At 52.8% G+C, this 23,650-nt stretch carries 18 protein-coding genes and 7 tRNA genes; 7 read left to right on the top strand and 18 right to left on the bottom strand.

The features are described from left to right. The first annotated feature begins 72 nt into the window (after positions 1-72). The gene (gene ubiF / locus ACMYSK_RS11785; protein ID WP_434643243.1) at positions 73-1,248 is read left to right on the top strand and encodes a 3-demethoxyubiquinol 3-hydroxylase; all 1,176 of its coding nucleotides are present in this window, start codon (positions 73-75) and stop codon (positions 1,246-1,248) included. A gap of 133 nt (positions 1,249-1,381) precedes the next feature. On the opposite strand, the gene ACMYSK_RS11780 is transcribed toward ubiF, so the two are convergent. The 12 genes from ACMYSK_RS11780 to nagB form a co-directional block, all read right to left on the bottom strand. Next, positions 1,382-1,456, bottom strand: a tRNA-Gln gene (locus tag ACMYSK_RS11780). Between the two features lie 36 nt (positions 1,457-1,492). Beyond that, a tRNA-Gln gene (locus ACMYSK_RS11775) sits at positions 1,493-1,567 on the bottom strand. 45 nt (positions 1,568-1,612) lie between these two features. Further along, a tRNA-Met gene (locus ACMYSK_RS11770) sits at positions 1,613-1,689 on the bottom strand. A 21-nt stretch (positions 1,690-1,710) separates the two neighbouring features. Further along, positions 1,711-1,785 (bottom strand) — tRNA-Gln (locus tag ACMYSK_RS11765). Between the two features lie 37 nt (positions 1,786-1,822). Then, a tRNA-Gln gene (locus ACMYSK_RS11760) sits at positions 1,823-1,897 on the bottom strand. Between the two features lie 110 nt (positions 1,898-2,007). Then, positions 2,008-2,092 (bottom strand) — tRNA-Leu (locus tag ACMYSK_RS11755). Positions 2,093-2,101: 9 nt separating this feature from the next. Beyond that, positions 2,102-2,178 (bottom strand) — tRNA-Met (locus ACMYSK_RS11750). 228 nt (positions 2,179-2,406) lie between these two features. Continuing rightward, entirely contained in the window at positions 2,407-4,068 is a 1,662-nt protein-coding gene (gene asnB / locus ACMYSK_RS11745) for an asparagine synthase B (RefSeq protein ID WP_434643241.1), read from the bottom strand. 279 nt (positions 4,069-4,347) lie between these two features. Continuing rightward, on the bottom strand, positions 4,348-5,100 hold the full coding sequence (locus ACMYSK_RS11740) for an HAD-IIA family hydrolase (protein ID WP_015584887.1): 753 nt from the start codon (positions 5,098-5,100) through the stop codon (positions 4,348-4,350). A gap of 47 nt (positions 5,101-5,147) precedes the next feature. Further along, positions 5,148-6,368: a DNA-binding transcriptional regulator NagC gene (gene nagC, locus ACMYSK_RS11735; RefSeq protein ID WP_434643237.1), complete on the bottom strand. Its 1,221-nt coding sequence runs from the start codon at positions 6,366-6,368 to the stop codon at positions 5,148-5,150. A 7-nt stretch (positions 6,369-6,375) separates the two neighbouring features. Next, positions 6,376-7,524 (bottom strand): N-acetylglucosamine-6-phosphate deacetylase, encoded by a 1,149-nt coding sequence (nagA, locus tag ACMYSK_RS11730; RefSeq protein ID WP_434643234.1) that lies wholly within the window; start codon positions 7,522-7,524, stop codon positions 6,376-6,378. Between the two features lie 128 nt (positions 7,525-7,652). After that, positions 7,653-8,453 (bottom strand): glucosamine-6-phosphate deaminase, encoded by an 801-nt coding sequence (gene nagB, locus ACMYSK_RS11725; RefSeq protein WP_123755961.1) that lies wholly within the window; start codon positions 8,451-8,453, stop codon positions 7,653-7,655. A gap of 312 nt (positions 8,454-8,765) precedes the next feature. On the opposite strand from nagB, the gene nagE reads away from it, so the two are divergent. From nagE to chiQ, 4 genes are all read left to right on the top strand, one after another. Then, a complete protein-coding gene (gene nagE, locus ACMYSK_RS11720) occupies positions 8,766-10,787 on the top strand; it encodes an N-acetylglucosamine-specific PTS transporter subunit IIBC (RefSeq protein ID WP_434643231.1) in 2,022 nt (673 codons plus the stop codon). A 178-nt stretch (positions 10,788-10,965) separates the two neighbouring features. Next, complete coding sequence (gene glnS / locus ACMYSK_RS11715; protein ID WP_434643228.1) at positions 10,966-12,633, top strand: glutamine--tRNA ligase; 1,668 nt, start codon at positions 10,966-10,968, stop codon at positions 12,631-12,633. A gap of 450 nt (positions 12,634-13,083) precedes the next feature. After that, a complete protein-coding gene (gene chiP / locus ACMYSK_RS11710) occupies positions 13,084-14,487 on the top strand; it encodes a chitoporin ChiP (RefSeq protein WP_434643225.1) in 1,404 nt (467 codons plus the stop codon). Between the two features lie 47 nt (positions 14,488-14,534). Further along, positions 14,535-14,867, top strand: a complete 333-nt coding sequence (gene chiQ / locus ACMYSK_RS11705; RefSeq protein WP_434643222.1) for a ChiQ/YbfN family lipoprotein — start codon at positions 14,535-14,537, stop codon at positions 14,865-14,867. A gap of 71 nt (positions 14,868-14,938) precedes the next feature. On the opposite strand, the gene fur is transcribed toward chiQ, so the two are convergent. The 4 genes from fur to ybfF form a co-directional block, all read right to left on the bottom strand. Beyond that, positions 14,939-15,391: a ferric iron uptake transcriptional regulator gene (gene fur / locus ACMYSK_RS11700; RefSeq protein WP_434643220.1), complete on the bottom strand. Its 453-nt coding sequence runs from the start codon at positions 15,389-15,391 to the stop codon at positions 14,939-14,941. A 292-nt stretch (positions 15,392-15,683) separates the two neighbouring features. Continuing rightward, positions 15,684-16,214 carry a flavodoxin FldA gene (gene fldA / locus ACMYSK_RS11695; protein WP_434643217.1) on the bottom strand — a complete coding sequence of 177 codons (531 nt, stop codon included), beginning with the start codon at positions 16,212-16,214 and terminating at the stop codon, positions 15,684-15,686. 149 nt (positions 16,215-16,363) lie between these two features. Beyond that, complete coding sequence (gene ybfE, locus ACMYSK_RS11690) at positions 16,364-16,657, bottom strand: LexA regulated protein (protein ID WP_434643214.1); 294 nt, start codon at positions 16,655-16,657, stop codon at positions 16,364-16,366. 133 nt (positions 16,658-16,790) lie between these two features. Continuing rightward, entirely contained in the window at positions 16,791-17,564 is a 774-nt protein-coding gene (ybfF, locus tag ACMYSK_RS11685; RefSeq protein WP_434643211.1) for an esterase, read from the bottom strand. Between the two features lie 183 nt (positions 17,565-17,747). Here ybfF and seqA point away from each other — a divergent pair, with 183 nt between their 5' ends. Both seqA and pgm read left to right on the top strand, forming a co-directional pair. Beyond that, on the top strand, positions 17,748-18,296 hold the full coding sequence (gene seqA, locus ACMYSK_RS11680; RefSeq protein ID WP_434643209.1) for a replication initiation negative regulator SeqA: 549 nt from the start codon (positions 17,748-17,750) through the stop codon (positions 18,294-18,296). 32 nt (positions 18,297-18,328) lie between these two features. Further along, positions 18,329-19,969, top strand: a complete 1,641-nt coding sequence (gene pgm / locus ACMYSK_RS11675; protein ID WP_004859615.1) for a phosphoglucomutase (alpha-D-glucose-1,6-bisphosphate-dependent) — start codon at positions 18,329-18,331, stop codon at positions 19,967-19,969. A gap of 113 nt (positions 19,970-20,082) precedes the next feature. On the opposite strand, the gene potE is transcribed toward pgm, so the two are convergent. Both potE and speF read right to left on the bottom strand, forming a co-directional pair. Next, entirely contained in the window at positions 20,083-21,402 is a 1,320-nt protein-coding gene (gene potE / locus ACMYSK_RS11670; RefSeq protein WP_434643206.1) for a putrescine-ornithine antiporter, read from the bottom strand. Beyond that, complete coding sequence (speF, locus tag ACMYSK_RS11665; protein ID WP_434643204.1) at positions 21,399-23,597, bottom strand: ornithine decarboxylase SpeF; 2,199 nt, start codon at positions 23,595-23,597, stop codon at positions 21,399-21,401. The genes potE and speF overlap by 4 nt, the downstream gene beginning before the upstream one ends. Between the last annotated feature and the right edge of the window lie 53 nt (positions 23,598-23,650).

Genomic DNA, 23,650 nt, shown 5'->3' with positions numbered 1-23,650 from the left:
GTACGAGCGTTATCACCACGAGGTAGGGAAAATCCGGTAAACTTAACGGATTCAGGTTTAAGGATAATAGCCATGACAATTCATGCAACAGATGTCGCCATTGTGGGCGGCGGAATGGTTGGCGGAGCCCTGGCGCTGGGGCTGGCGCAGCACGGTTTTACGGTAACGGTCATTGAACAATCGGCACCGCCTGCATTTGATGCGTCAGCGCCGCCGGATGTGCGTATCTCGGCGATTAGCGCGGCTTCCGTTGCGCTACTGAAAAGCCTGGACGTCTGGGATGCGGTACGGGCGATGCGCGTGCATCCCTATCGCCGGCTGGAGACCTGGGAATGGGAAAATGCGCATGTGACCTTTGAGGCCGCGGAGCTAAAGCTGCCGGAACTGGGCTACATGGTCGAGAATAATGTTCTGCAGCTCGCTCTGTGGCAGGCACTGATGGCGCATGAGCGCATCACGTTGCAGACAGGCTGTTCTGTGCAGGAGATGCTGCGGGAGTCGGTGAACACCACATTGCGCCTGACAGACGGCGGTGAGTGTGCGGCAACCTTGGTTATCGGTGCCGATGGGGCGAACTCCCAGGTTCGTCAGCTGGCTGGGATCGGGGTCCAGGCATGGCAGTATCAGCAATCCTGCATGTTAATCAGCGTGCGGTGCGAGGGTGACCCCGGTGACAGCACCTGGCAGCAGTTTACGCCATCGGGGCCGCGTGCGTTTCTGCCGCTGTTCGATAACTGGGCGTCGCTGGTGTGGTACGACACGCCCGCGCGGATTCGTCAGTTGCAAAGCATGAGTATGCCGCAGTTACAGCAGGAAATTGTCCGCCACTTCCCGTCCCGACTTGGGCGCGTCACACCGCTGAGCGCCGGCGCGTTTCCGCTGACCCGCCGTCACGCGCTGCAATATGTGCAGCCTGGCCTGGCGCTGGTGGGAGATGCCGCGCATACCATTCATCCGCTGGCGGGGCAGGGGGTTAATCTGGGCTATCGCGACGTTGACGCGTTGCTGGATATTTTAAGCGAGGCGAAAGGCCAGGGCGAAGCGTGGGCCAGTCTGCCGGTGCTGAAACGCTATCAGGCGCGACGCAGAGCGGATAATTTTATTATGCAGTCGGGAATGGATCTGTTTTATGCCGGCTTCACGAACGATCTGGCTCCGGTACGTGTGCTGCGCAATATTGGCTTAATGGCCGCCGCGCATGCAGGCGTGTTAAAACGTCAGGCGCTGAAGTATGCGTTAGGATTGTAATCGAGATTCCCGGCGGGCGCTGCGCTTAGCCGGGATATGCGCTGCGGTGTTGTGGTGTAGAAACGCGGACCGAGGCATCAGCCGAGCGCAGAAAACAAAAAAGCTCGCCGAGGCGAGCTTTTTTGCTATTAAGTGGCTGGGGTACGAGGATTCGAACCTCGGAATGCTGGTATCAGAAACCAGAGCCTTACCGCTTGGCGATACCCCAACAGGGTGCGCTCACAGAGTGAACGACTTTTTAAATTGGCTGGGGTACGAGGATTCGAACCTCGGAATGCTGGTATCAGAAACCAGAGCCTTACCGCTTGGCGATACCCCAACAATTTGTTTGGATTTATCGAACTGAATCAATAATTCCTTTGTATGGTGGCTACGACGGGATTCGAACCTGTGACCCCATCATTATGAGTGATGTGCTCTAACCAGCTGAGCTACGTAGCCAAATCTTATCATATTCTTCGATGGCTGGGGTACCTGGATTCGAACCAGGGAATGCCGGTATCAAAAACCGGTGCCTTACCGCTTGGCGATACCCCAATAACCGTCGCGGTGAACCGCAATCATCGAAGAAATATGGCTGGGGTACCTGGATTCGAACCAGGGAATGCCGGTATCAAAAACCGGTGCCTTACCGCTTGGCGATACCCCAACAAAAAATCTTTTACTTTCGGAGGAGGATATCTTCAAACTTATTACCGGTAGCCTTTACGGCTAACTTACAGCCTGGATATACCCCATCCGAGCAACGCTTTGGGTGAATGGTGCGGGAGGCGAGACTTGAACTCGCACACCTTGCGGCGCCAGAACCTAAATCTGGTGCGTCTACCAATTTCGCCACTCCCGCAAAAAAAGATGGTGGCTACGACGGGATTCGAACCTGTGACCCCATCATTATGAGTGATGTGCTCTAACCAGCTGAGCTACGTAGCCATCTTTTTTTCGCGTTACCTTATCGGCGTTGCGGGGCGCATTATGCGTATTGGGCCTGCGAGCGTCAACCCCTTTTTCACGGAAAATCGTTGGAATGTGACTGTTTGGTTAGGTTGCGAACAGCGTGATGGAATAATCGGCAGTTATTAGTTATTTATCGTTTTTCAGCACGCAATAAAGTGATAAAAAAACGGACCCCGTAGGGTCCGCTGGTCTTATAAATGCGGATTAATAGGCCGACTGGTGAACGCCAACGGCGCGTCCTGACGGATCGTTCATGGTTTTGAATGATTCATCCCATTCAATCGCTTTAGCCGATGAGCAGGCCACTGACGGGCCACCTGGTACGCATTCGGCTGCGCTAGGCACCGGGAACAGCTCTTCAAAGACTTCTCGGTACAGGTACGCTTCTTTAGAGGATGGCGTGTTGTACGGGAAACGGAAGCTGGCGGTTTCCAGCTGCTGATCGGAGACTTGTTTAGCCGCGACCTCTTTCAGTGTATCGATCCAGCTGTAGCCTACACCGTCGGAGAACTGCTCTTTCTGGCGCCATGCGACGCTGGCCGGCAGATAGGATTCAAAACATTCACGCAGAATATGTTTTTCCATTTTGCCGTTACCACACATTTTGTCCTGCGGGTTAATGCGCATCGCAACGTCAAGGAACTGCTTATCCAGGAACGGGACGCGTGCTTCAACACCCCAGGCGGACATGGCTTTGTTTGCCCGGGCGCAGTCAAACATATGCAGCGCCTGCAGCTTACGTACGGTTTCCTCGTGCAGCTCTTTGGCGTTTGGCGCTTTATGGAAATAAAGATAGCCGCCGAACACTTCATCAGAACCTTCGCCAGACAGCACCATTTTGATGCCCATCGCTTTAATTTTACGCGACATCAGATACATCGGCGTGGAAGCGCGGATGGTGGTTACGTCGTAGGTTTCGATGTGATAGATAACGTCACGGATGGCATCAAGGCCTTCCTGGACGGTGAAGTGGATCTCGTGGTGAACGGTGCCCAGATGGTTGGCGACTTCCTGCGCCGCTTTCAGATCCGGCGAACCCTGCAGGCCGACGGCGAAGGAGTGCAGCTGTGGCCACCAGGCTTCGCTACGCTCTTGATCTTCAACCCGGCGAGCGGCGAATTTTTTGGTGATAGCGGAGATAACCGACGAGTCGAGTCCACCGGACAGCAGCACGCCGTAAGGCACGTCAGACATCAGGTGGCTTTTGACGGATTCTTCCAGCGCCTGACGCAGCGCGTTTTTATCCGTGACGTTGTCTTTCACCGCATCATAGTCAAACCAGTCACGCTGATAGTATTCACGGATTTCTCCGTCTTTGCTCCACAGATAGCTCCCGGCCGGGAACTCTTTAATCGTGCGGCAGACCGGAACCAGTGCTTTCATTTCAGAAGCAACGTAGAAGTTACCGTGCTCGTCGTGGCCCATATACAGCGGAATGATACCGATGTGATCGCGACCGATAAGATAGGCATCCTGCTCGCTGTCGTACAGAGCGAAAGCGAACATCCCCTGCAGATCGTCGAGGAAAGCTGCGCCTTTTTCCTGGTACAGCGCGAGGATGACTTCACAGTCGGAGCCGGTCTGGAAGGTGTAGCGGTCGCCGTATTCCGCGCGCAGCGCCTGGTGGTTGTAAATTTCACCGTTTACCGCCAGGGCGTGAGTTTTTTGCGCGTTGTACAGCGGCTGGGCGCCGGCGTTAACGTCGACGATAGACAGACGCTCGTGGACCAAAATCGCTTTATCGCTGGCGTAGATACCGGACCAGTCCGGACCACGGTGGCGCATCAGTCGGGAAAGTTCCAGTGCCTTTTTACGCAGCTCGACCGCGTCAGTTTTAATATCCAGTACGCCGAAAATTGAACACATAACCTTCTCCATTACCCTGTCGTGTTGTGATGTTGTGCAGACATCGTCTTATTGCGAAGTCTCAGTGCATGTCTAAGAAAATGCCGTAAAGGAGAGAGGGGCGCAAGGGATTTAGGGGCAGTAAAAGAAAAAACGCAATGACGATTATGGAATATTAAAAAAAGAACATGTTTTGAGCTGCTTCATTGATGAATGTTCAGTAATACGGCGTTTTTATTAGATGGAGCTCTTTTGTTAGACGTCATAAATGAAAAACCACGTCCTGAGACGTGGTTTTTTTCAGAAAATATCAATTTCGGCGACCGAGGGATAAATCCATGATGGCCGGAATGGCAGGCTGTCGATATCGTCGAGCGTTGAGACTCCGGAGAGGACCAAAATGGTTTCCAGACCGGCCTGAAAACCGGCCAGAATGTCGGTCCGCAGGTTATCGCCGACGATAACCGTCTGTTCGGAGTGCGCCTGCATCTTATTCAGCGCAGAACGGATAATCCACGGGCTCGGTTTTCCAACGTAGAACGGCTTGCGGCCGGAAATTTTCTCAATACCGGCGCACAGTGCGCCGCAGGCTGGATAGAAGCCACGGCCGTGAGTATCAGGATTGGTGGCAATGAAGCGCGCGCCGTTGGCAACAAAGAAGGCCGCTTTATGCATCATCTCCCAGTTGAAGGAGCGGGTTTCACCGACGATAACAAAGTCCGGATTGACGTCGGTAATGGTAAAGCCGGCTTTATAAAGTTCGTGAATCAGCGCACCCTCACCGACTACGTAGGCCTTCTTGCCCTCCTGGCGGCGCAGGAAGTCAGCGGTGGCCATGGCGGAGGTATAGAAAGCGCTATCCGGGACGTCGATCCCGGCGGTCGCAAAGCGGTTTGCCAGATCCTGCCCGGTCTGGGAAGGGTAGTTGGTCAACATCACTAACGGCATATCTTTTTCAAGAATGCGTTTGATAAATTCAGCAGCGCCAGGCACGGCCACATTGTCGTGCATCAGCACGCCGTCAATATCACAGATTACGTTTTGAATGGTCATGGACTGTCCGACATCTTTTTGAAGAAAGGCGAAACTATATAGCCGCGTTAGCTTTCCAGCAAACGCTGGAGCAGAATACCGTTGAGCATGGCGCGTTTCACCAACGCAAAAGCGCCGATTGCGGAGCGGTGATCCAACGTGGAACGTACCACCGGCAGGTTCTTGCGAAACGCCTTCAGCGCCTGGGCGTTAATGCAGCCTTCAATCGCGGGTAACAGTACTTTCTCTGCTTCAACAATTTCACCGGCGATCACCACTTTTTGTGGGTTAAACAGGTTAATGGCGATAGCAATGGTTTTGCCCAGGTGGCGTCCTACATGTTCGATGACCTCGCAGGCCAGGGCGTCGCCTTTATTGGCGGCTTTGCAGATGGCTTTGATAGTGCACTCATCCGTTGTCAGCTTGCTCTGGTAGCCTTGTTCAAGCAGGTGACGTACACGATGTTCGATGGCCGCGTTCGCCGCGACGGTCTCCAGACAGCCAAAGTTCCCGCAGTGACAGCGTTCGCCCAACGGGTCGACCTGGATATGACCGATCTCACCGACGTTGCCGTTACGGCCGATAAAAATTCGCCCGTTGGAGATAATCCCGGCGCCGGTACCGCGATGGACTCGCACCAGAATCGAGTCTTCACAGTCCTGGCTTGCACCGAAATAGTGCTCTGCCAGCGCAAGGCTGCGAATATCGTGACCGACAAAACAGGTAACTTTAAAGCGTTTTTCCAGTGCCTCAACCAGACCCCAGTTCTCGACCTGAATATGCGGCATGTAGCGAATCACACCGCTTTCCGGGTCCACGAGTCCGGGTAAGATCACTGAAATAGCGATAAGCTCGCGAATCTTGCGCTGACAGCGTTCAATAAAGGTCGCAATAATGTTCAGCAGCGCATGTTCCAGCGTTTCCTGAGTTCGCTCAGGCAGCGGGAAATGCTCTTCTTCCAGCGTCTTGCTGCTTAAATCATACAGCGTCAGGGTGGCATCGTAGCGGCCAAGGCGTACGCCGATAGCGTGGAAGTTGCGGGTTTCCGCAATAATTGAGATGGCGCGGCGGCCCCCGGTGGAGGCCTGCTGATCGACTTCTTTAATCAGCCCGCGTTCAATCAGTTGACGCGTGATTTTGGTCACGCTGGCAGGGGCAAGCTGGCTTTGTTCCGCGATCTGAATGCGCGAGATAGGGCCGTGCTGGTCAATGAGCCGATACACGGCCGCGCTGTTCAGCTGTTTTACGAGATCAACGTTACCAATTTGAGCATGTCCGCCTGCTGTCATACTTTACTTACTCAGTGACGACCTCGTTACCATTAACGATGGTCTTGATGATTTTATAATCGCGGGTAAAGGCGGTCAGGTTAGCGACCATTCCCGGTGCGATGCTGCCGAGCTGCTTTTCTACGCCGATTGCGCGCGCAGGGTAGAGGGTTGCCATACGCAACACTTCGTCCAGTGCGATACCGCAATGCTCGACGAGATTACGGACACCTTCAATCATGGTCAGTGACGAACCGCTGAGGGTACCGTTTTCATCCACGCACAGCCCGTTGCGGTAGTATATTGTTTTACCAGCAAAAATGAACTGGTCAATCTGCGCGCCTGCCGGTGCGGTTGCGTCGGTGACGAGGCACAGCTTGTCGCCTTTAAGGCGTTTTGCATTTCGCACGTTAGCATAATCAACGTGCATACCGTCGACGATAATACCGCAGTAAACGTCCGGCTCGTCGAAAATTGCTCCGGCCAGTCCCGGCTCACGCCCGGTAATATAGGGCATAGCGTTGTACAGATGGGTGGCAAAGGTAATGCCTGCGCGGAAGCCGATTTTCGCTTCTTTAAGCGTGGCATTGGAGTGGCCTGCGGAAACGACGATCCCGGCATCGACCAGTTTACGAATCACTTCAGTACCAACACGCTCAGGGGCGAGGGTGACTTTGGTGATCACATCGGCGTTTTCACACAGAAAATCGACCAGCGCAGCGTCCGGCTTACGCACGTAGTCCGGGTTGTGCGTCCCTTTCTTCACCACGTTCAGCCACGGGCCTTCCAGATGCAGACCCAGCGCCTGGTTTGGATGCTTTTGCAGGTATTCGCGCATGACGCGCACGCCCTGTTTCATCAACTCATCGCTGGAGGTGATAAGCGTCGGCAGATAGCTGGTGCAGCCGGAACGTTCGTTGGCCTTCTGCATAATTTCCAGCGTGTCGACGGTGACCGCATCAGGGCTGTCGTTAAACTGCACGCCGCCACAGCCGTTCAGCTGTACGTCGATAAAACCGGGGGCAAGAATGGCGCCATTGACCGAGCGCTGCTCAATCTCAGGCGGCAAATCAGTCAGTGAACAGATACGTTCGATAAGGCCATCAGCGATAACAATCGCATGGTCATCCAGAATTTCATGACCGGTATAAATCCGGCCTTGGGTTAATGCATACATTACGACCCCCGGTTCACACGCGCTCTGCTGCAGGCTGGCTTCTTCAAGGTTACGCTGATATCGCCTGGCGGAGCGTGTGTCGCAAAAAAATGAAATGTCCCGCGGACTGGCCGCAGGACGAGACTACCTTACAGCCCTTTGACGTTTTCGGCTTCTAATTCATTGAAGTATTTCAACGTCTTCACTTTCAGCTCCATAGTGGACGGCTCGTCGCAGACGACGACCGCTTTCGGGTGCAGTTGCAGACAGGTAATGGTCCACATATGGTTCACGTTGCCTTCAACCGCCGCCTGCAGCGCCAGCGCCTTCTGATGCCCCAGCACCAGGATCATTACTTCTTCCGCATCCAGCAAGGTGCCTACGCCCACGGTCAGTGCGTATTTCGGTACCAGATCAACGTCGCCGTCAAAGAAGCGGGAGTTTGCCACGCGGGTGTCATGGGTCAGCGTTTTAATACGGGTACGAGAAGCCAGAGAAGAGGCCGGTTCGTTGAAAGCGATATGCCCGTCGTTGCCGACGCCGCCCATGAACAGGTTGATTTTACCGTAGGAGCGGATTTTTTCTTCATAGCGACGGCATTCTGCGTCGATATCTGGCGCATTGCCGTTCAGCAGGTTAATGTTTTCCGCCGGAATATCAACGTGATCAAAGAAGTTGCGGTGCATGAAGCTATGATAGCTTTCCGGATGCTCTTTCGGCAGGCCAACGTACTCGTCCATGTTGAAGGTCACAACATGTTTAAAGCTAACCTGGCCTGATTTGTGCATTTCAACCAGCGCTTTATAAGCGGTCAGAGGCGTACCACCGGTAGGCAGACCCAGGACAAACGGACGGTCTGCCGTCGGTTTGAACGCGTTGATGCGGTTAACGATGTGGCGAGCAGCCCATTTGCCGACTTGTTCAGCAGTTACCAGGGGGATCAGTCTCATTCTTCACCTCTATAGTTAAATTAGAACCTGGCGGATTGGCGCCAGCATACTATTAAGAGTATTACAGTCACTACGCCGGGCGGGGTCAATCCGTGTTGATTTTTTGAATGATAAAATAAGTTTTCGATGTTAGCCAGTCACAGGGAGGGGTTAATACGATATTTGGTGATTATAGTCACAAAAAATACGTATTTAATTTGCGATACGAATTAATTTTCAACACACTTTACCAGTAAGTTAAAAATCTGACCTGGTTACACAATAAAAAAATGGCTTTACATGAGCCTTACGGGGTCTAATAGGGGGAATAAAGTGAGCATTCTAGGCTATTTACAGAAGGTTGGCCGCGCGCTGATGGTGCCGGTCGCCACGCTGCCTGCGGCAGCGATACTAATGGGTGTCGGTTACTGGATTGACCCGGTTAGCTGGGGTGGAGACAACGCGCTTGCGGCGCTCTTCATTAAATCGGGTTCCGCCATCATCGACAACATGTCCGTACTGTTCGCCATCGGTGTGGCTTATGGTATGTCCAAAGATAAAGATGGCGCAGCCGCGCTAACAGGTTTCGTGGGCTTCCTCGTGTTGACCACGCTCTGTTCTCCGGCAGCTGTTGCCATGATCCAGAAGATTCCGGTCGACCAGGTTCCTGCTGCGTTCGGCAAAATCAGCAACCAGTTCGTCGGTATCCTGGTGGGTATCATCTCTGCGGAACTGTACAACCGCTTCAGCGGCGTTGAGCTGCCGAAGGCGCTGTCATTCTTCAGTGGTCGCCGTCTGGTGCCGATTCTGACTTCCTTCGTGATGATTGCCGTGGCGTTCGTCCTGATGTACGTCTGGCCGGTTATCTTCGACGGCCTGGTGAACTTCGGTGAGCACATCCAGAAACTGGGCTCTGCGGGTGCAGGTATCTATGCCTTCTTCAACCGTCTGCTGATTCCGGTTGGTCTGCACCATGCGCTGAACTCCGTATTCTGGTTTGATGTTGCTGGTATTAACGATATCCCTAACTTCCTCGGCGGTGCGCAGTCCATCGAAGCGGGTAAAGCGGTCGTCGGTATTACCGGTCGTTATCAGGCTGGTTTCTTCCCGATTATGATGTTCGGTCTGCCTGGTGCAGCGCTGGCCATCTACCACTGTGCTCGTCCTGAGAACAAAGCGAAGGTTCTGGGTATCATGATGGCAGGGGCGTTTGCAGCCTTCTTCACGGGTATCACCGAACCGCTGGAATTCTCCTTCATGTTCGTTGCGCCGGTGCTGTACGTTATCCACGCCGTACTGACTGGTATTTCTGTCTTCATCGCTGCCAGCATGCACTGGATTGCCGGTTTCGGCTTCAGCGCCGGTTTGGTGGATATGGTGCTGTCGTCTCGCAACCCGCTGGCAGTTCACTGGTGGATGCTGATCCCGCAGGGTCTGGTGTTCTTCGTGATTTACTATGTGGTGTTCCGCTTCACCATCACTAAATTCAACCTGATGACCCCGGGTCGTGAACTGGCCGTTGCCGGCAGCGAAGCGGATGGTGAGGATGTGAATGTGAGTGGCGGTAAAGAGCAGGATGTTGCAGGCCTGGCGCGTCAGTACATCGCCGCAGTCGGCGGTTCTGACAACCTGACTGGCATCGACGCTTGTATCACTCGTCTGCGCCTGAACGTCAAAGACTCCGCGTTAGTGAACGAAGCGCTGGCGAAAAAACTGGGTGCTTCTGGCGTGATTCGTCTGAATAAAACCAGCGTGCAGATTATTGTCGGCTTCGTGGCGGAAAAAATTGCTAACGCAATGAAAACGACTGGACCGGTGGCGGCGGCAGAATCAACGGTTGCACCAGCCGCAGCCGCTCCGACTGCAAAACCGCAGGCCGTCGCTAATGCCAAAACCATCGCGGCGCTGGTATCGCCGATTACCGGTGACATCGTTGCGCTGGAGCAGGTGCCTGATGAAGCCTTCGCCAGTAAAGCCGTCGGCGATGGCGTGGCGGTGAAACCGACCGACAAGACCGTTGTGGCTCCGGCTGCGGGTACCGTCGTGAAGATCTTCAATACCAACCACGCGTTCTGTCTGGAAACGGAAAATGGTGCGGAAATCGTCGTCCATATGGGCATCGATACCGTGGCGCTGAACGGCCAGGGCTTCAAACGCCTGGTTGAAGAAGGGGCGGAAGTTAAGGCAGGTCAGCCGATTCTGGAAATGGATCTGGACTTCCTGAATGCCAATGCCCGTTCAATGATCAGCCCGGTCGTGTGCAGCAACAGCGATGATTACAGTGCGCTGGTGATTCAGGCAACGGGTAAGGTTGTCGCGGGTCAGACGCCGCTGTACGAGATTAAAGGCAAGTAAGGCTCCTGAGTAGAGTTTATGCCTCAGCGGCGGAGGGAAACCTCCGCCGCTTTTTTTTGTCGCATCTGCCCCCATAATCTTCTTCAGATACGTATTTTCAGTAACTAATAGTTGTCTCTACGCCCCGCTTGTAAGATCATGTGCCGTTATACGTTGTTTACGCTTTGAGGAACCCACGATGAGTGAGGCAGAAGCCCGCCCGACTAACTTTATTCGTCAGATCATTGATGAAGATCTGGCTACTGGTAAGCACACCACCGTTCATACCCGTTTCCCACCGGAACCGAACGGTTATCTGCACATTGGCCATGCGAAGTCTATTTGCCTGAACTTCGGTATTGCTCAGGATTATCAAGGCCAATGCAACCTGCGCTTCGATGACACCAACCCGGTGAAAGAAGATATCGAATACGTTGAGTCGATTAAAAACGACGTGCAGTGGTTAGGTTTCCACTGGTCCGGGGATGTTTGCTACTCGTCAGATTATTTCGACCAGCTGCACCAGTATGCCGTTGAGCTGATTAACAAAGGCCTGGCATACGTTGACGAACTGTCGGCGGATGAGATTCGCGAGTATCGCGGTTCGCTGAAAGCGCCGGGTAAAAACAGCCCGTACCGCGATCGCAGCGTAGAAGAGAACCTGGCGCTGTTTGAAAAAATGCGTGCCGGTGGTTTTGAAGAGGGTAAAGCCTGCCTGCGTGCGAAAATCGATATGGCCTCGCCGTTTATCGTGATGCGCGACCCGGTGCTGTACCGTATTAAATTCGCCGATCACCATCAGACCGGCAGCAAGTGGTGCATCTACCCGATGTACGACTTCACACACTGCATCAGCGATGCGCTGGAAGGCATCACGCACTCCCTGTGTACGCTGGAGTTCCAGGACAACCGTCGCCTGTATGATTGGGTTCTGGACAACATCAGCATCCCGGTTCATCCGCGTCAGTACGAATTCTCGCGTCTGAATCTCGAATATACCGTGATGTCCAAGCGTAAGCTGAACCAGCTGGTCACCGAGAAGCATGTTGAAGGTTGGGATGATCCGCGGATGCCGACTATTTCCGGCCTGCGTCGCCGCGGCTATACCGCCGGTTCCATCCGTGAGTTCTGCAAACGCATTGGCGTGACCAAGCAGGACAATACTATTGAGATGGCGTCGCTGGAATCCTGCATTCGTGAAGATCTGAACGAAAACGCCCCGCGCGCGATGGCGGTTATCGACCCGGTCAAACTGGTTATCGAAAACTATCCGCAGGGTGAGAGCGAAATGGTGACGATGCCGAATCATCCGAATAAGCCGGAGATGGGCAGCCGTGAAGTCCCGTTTAGCGCTGAGATCTGGATTGATCGTGCTGATTTCCGCGAAGAGGCAAATAAGCAGTACAAGCGTCTGGTGCTGGGTAAAGAAGTTCGCCTGCGTAATGCCTATGTGATCAAGGCTGAGCGCGTAGAGAAGGATGCAGAGGGCAAGATCACCACTATCTTCTGTACCTATGACGCCGATACGTTGAGCAAAGACCCGGCCGATGGCCGTAAAGTAAAGGGTGTCATTCATTGGGTCAGCGCGGCCCACGCGCTGCCGGTTGAAATTCGCCTGTACGATCGTCTGTTCAGCGTGCCGAACCCGGGTGCGGAGGAAGATTTCCTGGCAGTAATGAACCCTGAATCGTTGGTTATTAAGCAGGGCTTCGCTGAGCCGAGCCTGGCCAGCGCGCAGGCTGGCAAGGCCTATCAGTTTGAGCGTGAAGGTTATTTCTGCCTTGATAGCCGTTATGCAACTGAAAATCACCTGGTGTTTAACCGCACCGTCGGACTGCGCGATACCTGGGCGAAAGTCGGCGAATAGAATTCTCGTCGCGGTTCTGCCGCCATCTCCGCGTAAAAAACGCCGCATTTGCGGCGTTTTTTTATTTTGGCATTCGTGAATAATGTTCGTTATTTTCGCGATGCGAATTAATCTTGTTTACTGTTTGTCATATCTGCCATGTCCGCTATACCTCCCGCCAGTGCCAAAAATGACTGTAAACGCTTTCATTTGTTATTTTCTTTTTATTTAGTAATTAGTTACGCGTGAAATGTATGACATCTAAGATTGTAACAAAAAGAAATAGAATATGTGCGCTTTGTCATAATCTTAAGCTTTGATCGGAGAAAGAGATTGATAATTCGCGTCACGAAAAATAGTCTATCAATCGTGGTTACGCGGATTTTACCGCTCCACCTTTTAGCAGTCTTATTTATTTTTTCGCGGCTTGCCTTTGGCTCCGCGTTTTAAAACGTCAAAGAGGATATGCACATGCGTACGTTTAGTGGCAAACGTAGTACGCTGGCGCTGGCTATTGCCGCCGTCACCGCGATGTCGAGCTGGATCGTTGTTCCGCAGGCCAGCGCAGCAGGTTTTATTGATGATTCCACCTTAACCGGCGGCATCTATTACTGGCAGCGTGAGCGTGACCGTAAAGATGTAACCGACGGCGATAAATACAAAACCAACCTTTCTCATTCAACCTGGAACGCCAACCTGGATTTCCAGTCCGGCTATGCCGCTGATATGTTTGGTATTGACGTTGCTGCCTTTACCGCGATTGAAATGGCGGAAAGCAGCGAAAGCGGCCACCCGAACGAAATTGCCTTCTCCTCAAAAAATAAAGCCTACGACGAAGATTACTCTGGCGATAAGAGCGGGATCAGCCTGTATAAGGCTGCGGCGAAATTTAAATACGGCCCGGTATGGGCGCGTGCCGGTTATATCCAGCCAACCGGGCAAACGCTGCTGGCTCCGCACTGGAGCTTTATGCCGGGTACCTATCAAGGTGCTGAAGCCGGGGCCAACTTTGATTACGGCGATTCTGGCGCGCTGAGTTTCTCCTATATGTGGACGAACGAATACAAAGCGCCATGGCACATTGAGATGGATGATTTCTACCAGAACGACAAGAAAACCAAAGTCGATTATCTGCACTCCCTGGGCGCCAAATACGATTTTAAAAATGACCTCGTGCTGGAAGCGGCGTTTGGTCAGGCTGAAGGCTATATCGACCAGTATTTTGCCAAAGCCAGTTACAAATTTGATATCGCCGGTACGCCGTTAAACACCAGCTACCAGTTCTACGGTACGCGTGACAAAGTCAGCAATGGCGGCACGAACGATATCTATGATGGCACCGCCTGGCTGCAGGCGTTGACCTTCGGTTACAAGGTTGCTGATGTCCTCGATCTGCGTCTGGAAGGCACCTGGGTGAAAGCTGAAGGCCAGCAGGGCTACTTCCTGCAGCGCATGACGCCAACCTATGCATCTTCTAACGGTCGTCTTGATGTGTGGTGGGATAACCGCTCCGACTTCAACGCCAACGGCGAAAAAGCGGTATTCTTCGGCGCGATGTATGACATGAAAAACTGGAATATGCCGGGCTGGGCGTTTGGCGCGTCATACGTTTACGCGTGGGATGCTAAGCCGGGCAAAATGTCCTCACCTGACGCTTACTACAATCCGGATAAACGCCTGGAAGAGTCCGCCTATAGCCTGGATGCCATGTATACCGTACAGGATGGCCGGGCAAAAGGAACGCTGTTCAAATTGCACTTTACGCAATACGACAACCACTCCGATATCCCGAGCTGGAGCGGTGGTTACGGCAACATCTTCCAGGACGAGCGTGACGTGAAATTCATGGTTATTGCCCCGTTCACTATTTTCTGATGCCGCTGCGGCAGGCGTAAACCTGCCGCAAACCTGAGAGGTCGATTATGAAGAAGCTACTGCTTATCGCGGTTATGGCATCGGGCCTGGTAGCCTGTACGCAGTCTCCCGCACCGAAAGAAGATACAAAATTAAAAGATGCCTACAGCGCCTGCATTAATACGGCGGAAGGGAACCCGGACAAGGTTCAGGCCTGCCAGAGCGTTTTGGATGTGCTGAAAGAAGATAAACAGCATCAGACGTTTGCGAATCAGGAAAGCGTGCGGGTGCTGGATTACCAGCAGTGTATTCTGGCCACCCGTACCGGTAATGACCAGGCGGTGAAAGCGCGCTGCGATCAGATCTGGAAAGAGATCCGCAGCAACAATACCAAATCCTGATTTTTCACGCCGTAACGACATAAAAAAAGCCAACCGTCAGGTTGGCTTTTTGCTATTCGCGCTGCGGGGAATTACTTTACCACCGCATCGTGTGCATGTTCATCTTCGCGGCAGTCACCTTCAGCACAGTGACCGTACAGGTACAGGCTGTGGTTGGTCAGACGGATGCCGTGGCGGTTAGCGATTTCGCGTTGACGCGCTTCGATAGAATCATCGCTAAACTCGATCACTTTGCCACAATCGAGGCAAATAAGATGATCGTGATGATGCTGCTGGGTCAGTTCGAAAACAGATTTACCGCCTTCGAAGTTATGGCGGGTAACAATGCCGGCATCATCAAACTGGTTCAGCACGCGGTAAACGGTAGCGAGACCAATTTCTTCACCCATGTCGATCAGGCGTTTGTATAAGTCTTCCGCACTGACGTGATGGTTATCCGGTTCCTGCAGGACTTCCAGGATTTTTAATCGTGGAAGTGTGACTTTCAGGCCAGCCTTCTTTAATGCGGTATTGTTGTCAGTCATGCGGAATCTGTCCTGTTGCTAAACGATCTACTTCCATCAGCGGAAGTAATACAGAGAATCACCCGATGTAATGCGTCTCATTATAGAACTGCCATGATGAAATGAAAACTGCAAGCATCGAGCCTTGTATGCTGTCAAAAACGAGGTCCCAGCTACAAACTGCGTCACCTGACCTCGTTAAATCAGAGGACATTGTACAGATATGTGATTAAAAGTTAAAAACTTGTAGCTATTAGTTTGATTGCTTTTATCTATTAATGCGGCGAAACTTTATGGTAACGCCGCTCAATCATTACGCGTTTTTGATTTCTTCGAGATGCAGCTCATCAGAGACCAGCTTAACCCACTTGCTCACGCGTTCGTTGGTCAGTTCCGGCTGACGGTCTTCATCGATAGCCAGACCGACGAAGTGATCGTCGTCCGCCAGGCCTTTTGACGCTTCGAAATGATAGCCCGCAGTCGGCCAGTGGCCAACGATAGTCGCGCCGCGTGGTTCAATGATGTCACGGATAGTCCCCAGCGCATCACAGAAGTATTCCGCGTAGTCTTCCTGATCGCCGCAGCCAAACAGCGCAACCAGTTTACCGTTGAAATCGACCTCTTCCAGCGTCGGGAAGAAGTCATCCCAGTCGCACTGGGCTTCACCGTAGTACCAGGTCGGGATGCCGAGCAGCAGAATGTCGTAGGCTTCCAGATCTTCTTTGCTGCTCTTGGCAATGTCGTGAACATCAGCAACATCTTTACCAAGCTGCTTCTGAATCATTTTTGCAATATTCTCGGTGTTGCCAGTGTCGCTGCCAAAAAAGATGCCGATGATTGCCATGAGTAAAATAACCTCTTGAAACTTAATGATGTGGTAGTGGCGTAATGCCCGCAGATAACGGCAATCATAGCAGAACAGGGGAGGACGCGGAAACAGCAATCACGCCCGACTGCACACTCTGCTACATGAAAGTGTTTTTTTGAGGATTTTCAGGCTTTACCCAGGCTGTGTAGGGTTGCCAGCTGGTTCATCAGCATCTCTTCGATCAAATCACTGCGGTTCATATTGCGAGCTTCCGCCAGCTCATTGAGTGCATCAACTGCCTCCGCGTTGAGTTTTAACTCCACACGCTTCAGGCCGCGAACTTTATCGCGTTTGAGCTGATTGCGCTTATTTATGCGCAGCTGTTCATCGCGCGAAAGCGGATTGGTCTTTGGTCTACCCGGGCGACGCTCGGTTGCGAACAAATCTAATGTCGTACGGTCCGTTTGTTCTTTTGCCATGATTCAGAGTGACTTCGGGGAAACAAGTTGCCGGGCTATAGCCGACACAGATAGCGCGCCATAATACATCAGGCGAACCGCTGCGCCAACGACCGCGGGCATTCTGCTGCGCGGTCGGGCAGTTTTTAGCCAGTTACGCCTGCAAATCGGTCAGATAGCGGCGAATGGCGCGCAGGACGGCTTCGGGTTTCTCCGCATGCACCCAGTGTCCGGCTCCGGCAATCACGTGCGCCCGCGCCTGCGGGAACTGAGCGAGCAGGGTGTCGCGATACGCATCGGTGACGTATGGGGAGTTGCCTCCCGGAATGAACAGCGTCGGATGTGGCCACGCGGGAATGGTTTGCCAGCCAACAATATGGGGATACTGATCCCACAGCACCGAGACGTTAAAGCGCCACTGGCCGTCAACAAAGGATTTCAGCAGGAACTGAATCACGCCTTCTTCCTGCAGATGTTCTCGCATCACTGCGGCCGCCTGCTGACGGGACGTAGCACCGGCGTCGGTGACGGCATTAATGGCGCTGAAAATTTCATCATGACGGCGCACGTGGTAATCCACCGGGGCAATATCAATGGCTACCAGGCCATCGATGCGTTCTGGGGCCAGTGCACTGAGTGCCATGACCGCTTTACCGCCCATTGAATGGCCGATAAAAGTGGCTTTCTCTATTTGCCGATCGTCTAGCGTATCGAGCAGATCCTGCGCCATCGCCGCGTAGGACATCTCCGGTGAACGAGGGGAAAGACCGTGGTTGCGCATATCAACCTGCAAAATATCGTAGTCGTTCACCAGGTCACGAGCGAGGATGCCCAGGTTGTCGAGACTGCCAAACAGACCATGGACCAGAACGACAGGGGATTTATTGTGCGGATTTTGTGCAGATTGCGTGCGGCTATTTAATTTCATGGCAAAGTTCTTTTTTTCGCTTCGTCGGGTTAGGGTATTATGTTGGACATTCTGCCATCCGGCTGCAAGACCCAGAGCTATCTGAGTTTTACCGCCATCCTGGTTTGACGCTATCCGCGGTCAGGATTTGTCCTTATAATCCTGACAACTTGTATTCAGAATAAGATATCGCACTGGATTAAGATGAAAACAATTGAAGTTGATGATGATCTCTATCGCTATATTGCCAGCCACACCCAGCATATTGGCGAGAGTGCATCCGACATTTTACGGCGCATGCTGAAATTTTCCGCCGTTTCCCAGACTGCCACTCCGGTCGTAAAAGCCGCGCCGGCTCCGGTAGCGACGCCTGCCGTCGAAGCAAAACCCGTGAATCCGGCGAAAGATAAAGTCCGCGCCATGCGCGAGCTGCTGTTATCTGATGAATACGCCGAGCAAAAACGCGCGGTAAACCGCTTTATGCTGGTCCTGACCACGCTCTACTCCCTGGATAACAAAGCGTTTGCTGAGGCCACCGAGTCTCTGCACGGGCGTACCCGCGTCTACTTTGCTGAAGATTCGCGGATCCTGCTGAAAAGCGGTAACCAGACCAAACCAAAACAGGTTCCTGGTACGCCGTGGTGGGTCATCACCAATACCAATACCGGCCGTAAGTGCAGCATGATTGAACACATCATGCAGTCGATGCAGTTCCCAGCGGAATTAATTGAGAAGGTCTGCGGCACGATCTAGTTTTATTCACCTTGCATCAGAAGGATCAGGCAATGGCAATCGATAAGCGTGCGGGGCAGCCTGCACAACAGAGTGATTTGATTAACGTCGCTCAGCTGACCGCCCAGTACTATGTACTGAAGCCGGAAGCGGGCAACGCGGAGCATGCAGTGAAGTTTGGGACCTCCGGCCATCGCGGCAGCGCAGGGCGCCATAACTTTAATGAGCAGCATATTCTGGCGATTGCTCAGGCGATTGCAGAAGACCGCGCGAAGAACGGTATTACCGGTCCATGCTACGTTGGTAAAGACACCCACGCGCTGTCCGAACCGGCCTTTATTTCCGTACTGGAAGTCCTGGCAGCAAACGGCGTTGATGTTATCGTGCAGGAAAACAACGGCTTCACCCCGACGCCGGCCATTTCCAATGCCATCCTGGTGCACAACAAAAAAGGTGGTCCTCTGGCGGACGGTATCGTCATCACGCCGTCGCATAACCCGCCGGAAGATGGTGGTATCAAGTACAATCCGCCGAACGGTGGCCCGGCTGATACCAACGTCACCAAGGTAGTCGAGAACCGCGCAAACGAACTGCTGGCCTCCGGCCTGCAGGGCGTCAAGCGTATCTCCCTCGATGCGGCACTGGCGTCCGGTCATGTTAAAGAGCAGGATCTGGTGCAGCCGTTTATCGAAGGACTGGCGGATATCGTCGACATGGCGGCGATTCAGAAAGCTGGCCTGAAGCTCGGCGTCGATCCGCTGGGTGGTTCCGGTATCGAATACTGGAAACGCATTGCGGAGTACTACAAACTCGACCTGACTATCGTGAACGATCACGTCGATCAAACCTTCCGCTTTATGCACCTTGATAAAGACGGCGCTATTCGCATGGACTGTTCATCTGAGTGTGCGATGGCCGGACTGCTGGCGCTGCGCGATAAGTTTGACCTGGCTTTTGCTAACGATCCGGATTATGACCGTCACGGCATTGTCACCCCGGCGGGTCTGATGAACCCGAACCACTATCTGGCAGTGGCCATTAACTACCTGTTCCAGCATCGCCCGCAGTGGGGTCAGGATGTGGCGGTTGGTAAAACGCTGGTCTCCTCCGCGATGATTGACCGCGTGGTGAACGACCTGGGCCGCAAGCTGGTGGAAGTGCCGGTGGGCTTTAAATGGTTTGTGGACGGCCTGTTCGACGGCAGCTTCGGTTTTGGCGGCGAAGAGAGCGCGGGCGCATCGTTCCTGCGTTTTGACGGCACTCCGTGGTCGACCGACAAAGACGGTATCATCATGTGCCTGCTGGCCGCAGAAATCACCGCCGTCACCGGTAAAAACCCGCAGGAGCACTACGACGAACTGGCTGCCCGCTTCGGCGCACCGAGCTATAACCGTCTGCAGGCTTCGGCGACTTCTGCCCAGAAAGCCGCGCTGTCTAAACTTTCTCCGGAAATGGTCAGCGCCAGCCAGCTGGCCGGTGACCCGATCACCGCGCGTCTGACCGCTGCACCGGGTAACGGCGCATCGATTGGCGGTCTGAAAGTCATGACCGACAACGGCTGGTTTGCCGCACGTCCGTCAGGTACAGAAGACGCTTACAAGATCTACTGCGAGAGCTTCCTCGGGGAAGAACATCGTAAGCAGATCGAAAAAGAAGCGGTAGAAATCGTCAGTGAAGTGCTGAAAAACGCGTAATGCTGAACAATGTGACATGATGAAAGGAGCCGTAAGGCTCCTTTTTTACATCCGCGTATTCTCTGCGTCCATTATAACGACTAAGTCAGGCCGCAGGCGCCAGGCCTCCAGACTTAGCCGTGTTTGTTCTTCAGCTCAAAGCGCGGTGAGACCAGACCATACAATGTCCAGCCGAGGAAGGTCACGATAGAGCCGTATAACATCGCTTCTTCTCCGGAGGAGTAAAGTGCGTAGAAGCTATACAGCGCCCCGATAAACGCCACGATATTCGCCATTCTGGCCTTTTCTGGAGCGACATTCGCCATTTTCTGGATAATGACCAACGCGGCCATCGACAGAATATATGGAATGATATTTGTCACCACCGCCAGATTAACCAGCACGTTGAACTGATTATTCAAAGACGGGCTGATTGTCATCAGTGATAAACCGCTTTGTATAATCACAATAGCCAGCATCCCCTGCACCGGCGCATCAACTTTAGATACGCGGGAGAAAATTTTGGGGAAATAACCTTCATCTGCCGATGATTTAAAAACCTGGGCGATGGTAAACTGCCACCCCAGCAGTGAACCGCAGCAGGACATTACCATCAATGCCATGATGACCTTACCCACTTCCGGCGTGAACATTTGGGCAAACGCGAGGCCAAATGGCGCGGTGGAGTTTGCCAAATCCATATTGGGTACAATCCCGGCGATGACGTTAGTTGAGACAATATAAATCACCGCCGCTCCTAGCGTGCCCCCGAGAACTGCAATGGGCACGTTGCGCTCCGGATTTTCTACCACATCGGTATTCGCGCAGGCAGATTCCAACCCCAGGAAGGCCCATAAGGTCATGGCAATGGATGATCCTACGGCGCTGAAGAACGGAACGTGGTGCGGGTTCCACGAGTTGGCATAGAGCGTCGGGCTGAACCAGAACCAGCCGATGATACACAGTCCAACGACCGGAATAATCACGCCCCAGACGGTAATACTACTGATCTGGCCGGTAATACGCGCCCCACCAAAGTTAGCGACGGTACAAAGCCACAGGACGCCGATGGTTGCGACACCAATATGCAAAGGACTTAGCGTGACGCCCAGCAGCTCGGTACCGTACCCGACGGCAGAAATGGCGATAGCGACATTAGCAATAAGTAGCGACACGCCATACGTGTAGTTCGCCATAAAGTTACCGGATTTCCCGAACGCATACTCTGCATAACCGCCCATACCTCCTGCTTTGCGGCTGAACATTCCGCACTTGGCGAACGCCCATGCCAGCGCCATTGAACCGACGGCGGTAACCAGCCAGGAGATGATAGAAATAGTTCCGACCTCCGCCAGCTTGGTGGGCAGCATAATAATCCCGGAACCCATCATGTTAACAATCGTCAGGATAGTGAGCTGGACAACGCCCATTTTATTGGACTTAGATTTGCTCATAGCGATTCCCCTTTCAGCAGAGCTTGCTGTGGCTCGCGCAGTTTAATGACGTAGCACCACACCTGCTTGCGTCCATCGTGTTCTTCGATATAGACGCCTTGTAATTCAGGTGCAAAACCCGGTAGCAGATTGATTCCTTCTTCCAGTGCGCTGAAATAATGCAGTACGGAGCCACCCCAGATCTCACCTGGCACTACGCAAAGTACTCCCGGTGGGTAAGGAAGAGCCCCTTCTGCGGCGATCCGTCCTTCAGCATTCGCCAGACTAACCAGCTCAACCTCACCTCGTAAAAAGGCGTAGTTTGCCTCTTGAGGATTCATACTTATTCGAGGGAAATGCGATTTACGGAACATCTCTTTCTGCAGCTGTTTAACATTGTGGCGGGTGTAGAGATCGTGCATTTCCTGGCATAGCTGACGTAGGGTGTATCCGGCATAACGTGCTTCATGCTGCTTGTACATTGACGGCAGAACCTCTGCCAGAGGCGCGTCGCAATCCAGTAGTTTTTCGAAACGAACCAGCAGTGCGACCAGTTGCTGTAATTTCGCCATATCTTCTGCTGGGGTGAGCAGGAACAAAATTGAGTTAAGGTCACATTTTTCTGGGACAACACCGTTTTCGCGCAGGAAGTTGGCGAGGATGGTGGCGGGGACCCCGAAGGTATCATATTCGCCGGTACGGGCCTTAATACCCGGTGTAGTGAGCAGGAGTTTACACGGGTCAACGAAATACTGATTTTCTGCATAGCCGTCGAATGCGTGCCAGCTTTCGCCAGGAACAAAATGGAAAAAGCGTAGATCGTTGGCGATTTGGCTGGTTGTGTACGATTCCCACGGCTGACCATCGACGCTGTCTGGTACAAACGGGCGAATGTGATGGCAGTTCTCAAGGATCAACTTACGCGCATCGATACCGTTCATCACGCAATTCATCCACATATTGCGCCCGCTCAAGCCGTCATGCATTTTAGCGTTAACGTCCAGCGCCGCGAATAGTGGGTAGAACGGACTGGTGGAAGCATGCATCATAAACGCGTTGTTCATACGCTTATGCGGAACATAGCGAGGCTGACCTTTAATATGGCGGTCTTTTTTATGGATTTGAGATGTCTGGGAGAAACCTGCTTGCTGCTTGTGTACCGACTGAGTCACTAAAATACCCGGATCGTTTTCATTCAGATCTAACAGCAATGGAGAACAATCGGCCATCATAGGGATGAACTGCTCATAGCCGACCCATGCGGAGTCAAACAGGATGTAATCGCACAGGTGTCCAATTGTATCCACCACCTGGCGGGCATTGTAAATGGTGCCGTCATAGGTACCGAGTTGAATCACCGCCAGGCGGAAAGGACGTTCGTCTCTGGCACGCTGTGGCGCCACTTCGCTAATCCGTTCGCGCAGATAGCCTTCCTCAAAGCAATGGGCGTCGATTCCACCAATAAAGCCGTACGGATTACGAGCGGTTTCCAGATATACAGGTGTCGCACCTGCCTGGAGTAACGCGCCGTGGTGGTTGGACTTATGATTATTACGATCAAACAGCACTAGATCGCCTGGCGTTAACAGGGCATTAAGTACGACTTTATTGGATGATGACGTGCCGTTGAGGACAAAATAGGTTTTGTCCGCGTTAAACACTTTTGCTGCATGTTGTTGTGCAATACAGGGCGCGCCTTCATGGATAAGCAGATCGCCCATGGCAACATCGGCATTGCACAGATCGGAACGGAAAAGCGTTTCGCCAAAGTATTCAACGAATTGATTTCCAGCAGGATGGCGACGGAAAAAATCGCCTCCCTGGTGCCCAGGACAATCAAAAGCGCTGTTACCCTGATTAACATAGTCGACAAGCGCGCGAAAGAAAGGCGGCCGCAGTTGGGTTTCATAGTGGCTGGCGGCGGTTTCCAACTGGCGGCCATAGAATGCACATCGCTCGGAAGCGTATTCGAAGACCCCCGAAATTCGCGGTAGATAGTCTGAAGGTACTCGCTCTTCGTCTTGCACTGCGACAAAAACAGGAATTCCGTATCCTGTTGCTTCAATTTTGTCGAGTTTTCCTTCTTCAATATCATTGATGGAAATCACTGCGGCGGCAATATCAATAAATGTAGTTTCATCAATATTAATTATTTTTCGTTGGCTGGAGAAGTAATCTTGGCACGTATTACTTACGGCTATTTTTAATTCTGACATTTTCATTTGCCTTTTTTTGGTAATAGCAGGTCCTCAATTTCTCAAATGAGAAA

Origin of the sequence: Klebsiella sp. I138 (genome assembly GCF_051131765.1) — a bacterium.
Lineage (GTDB): Bacteria > Pseudomonadota > Gammaproteobacteria > Enterobacterales > Enterobacteriaceae > Klebsiella.
The sequence above is the reverse complement of the archived record's forward strand: the minus strand, read 5'-3'. Positions and strand labels throughout refer to the sequence as shown.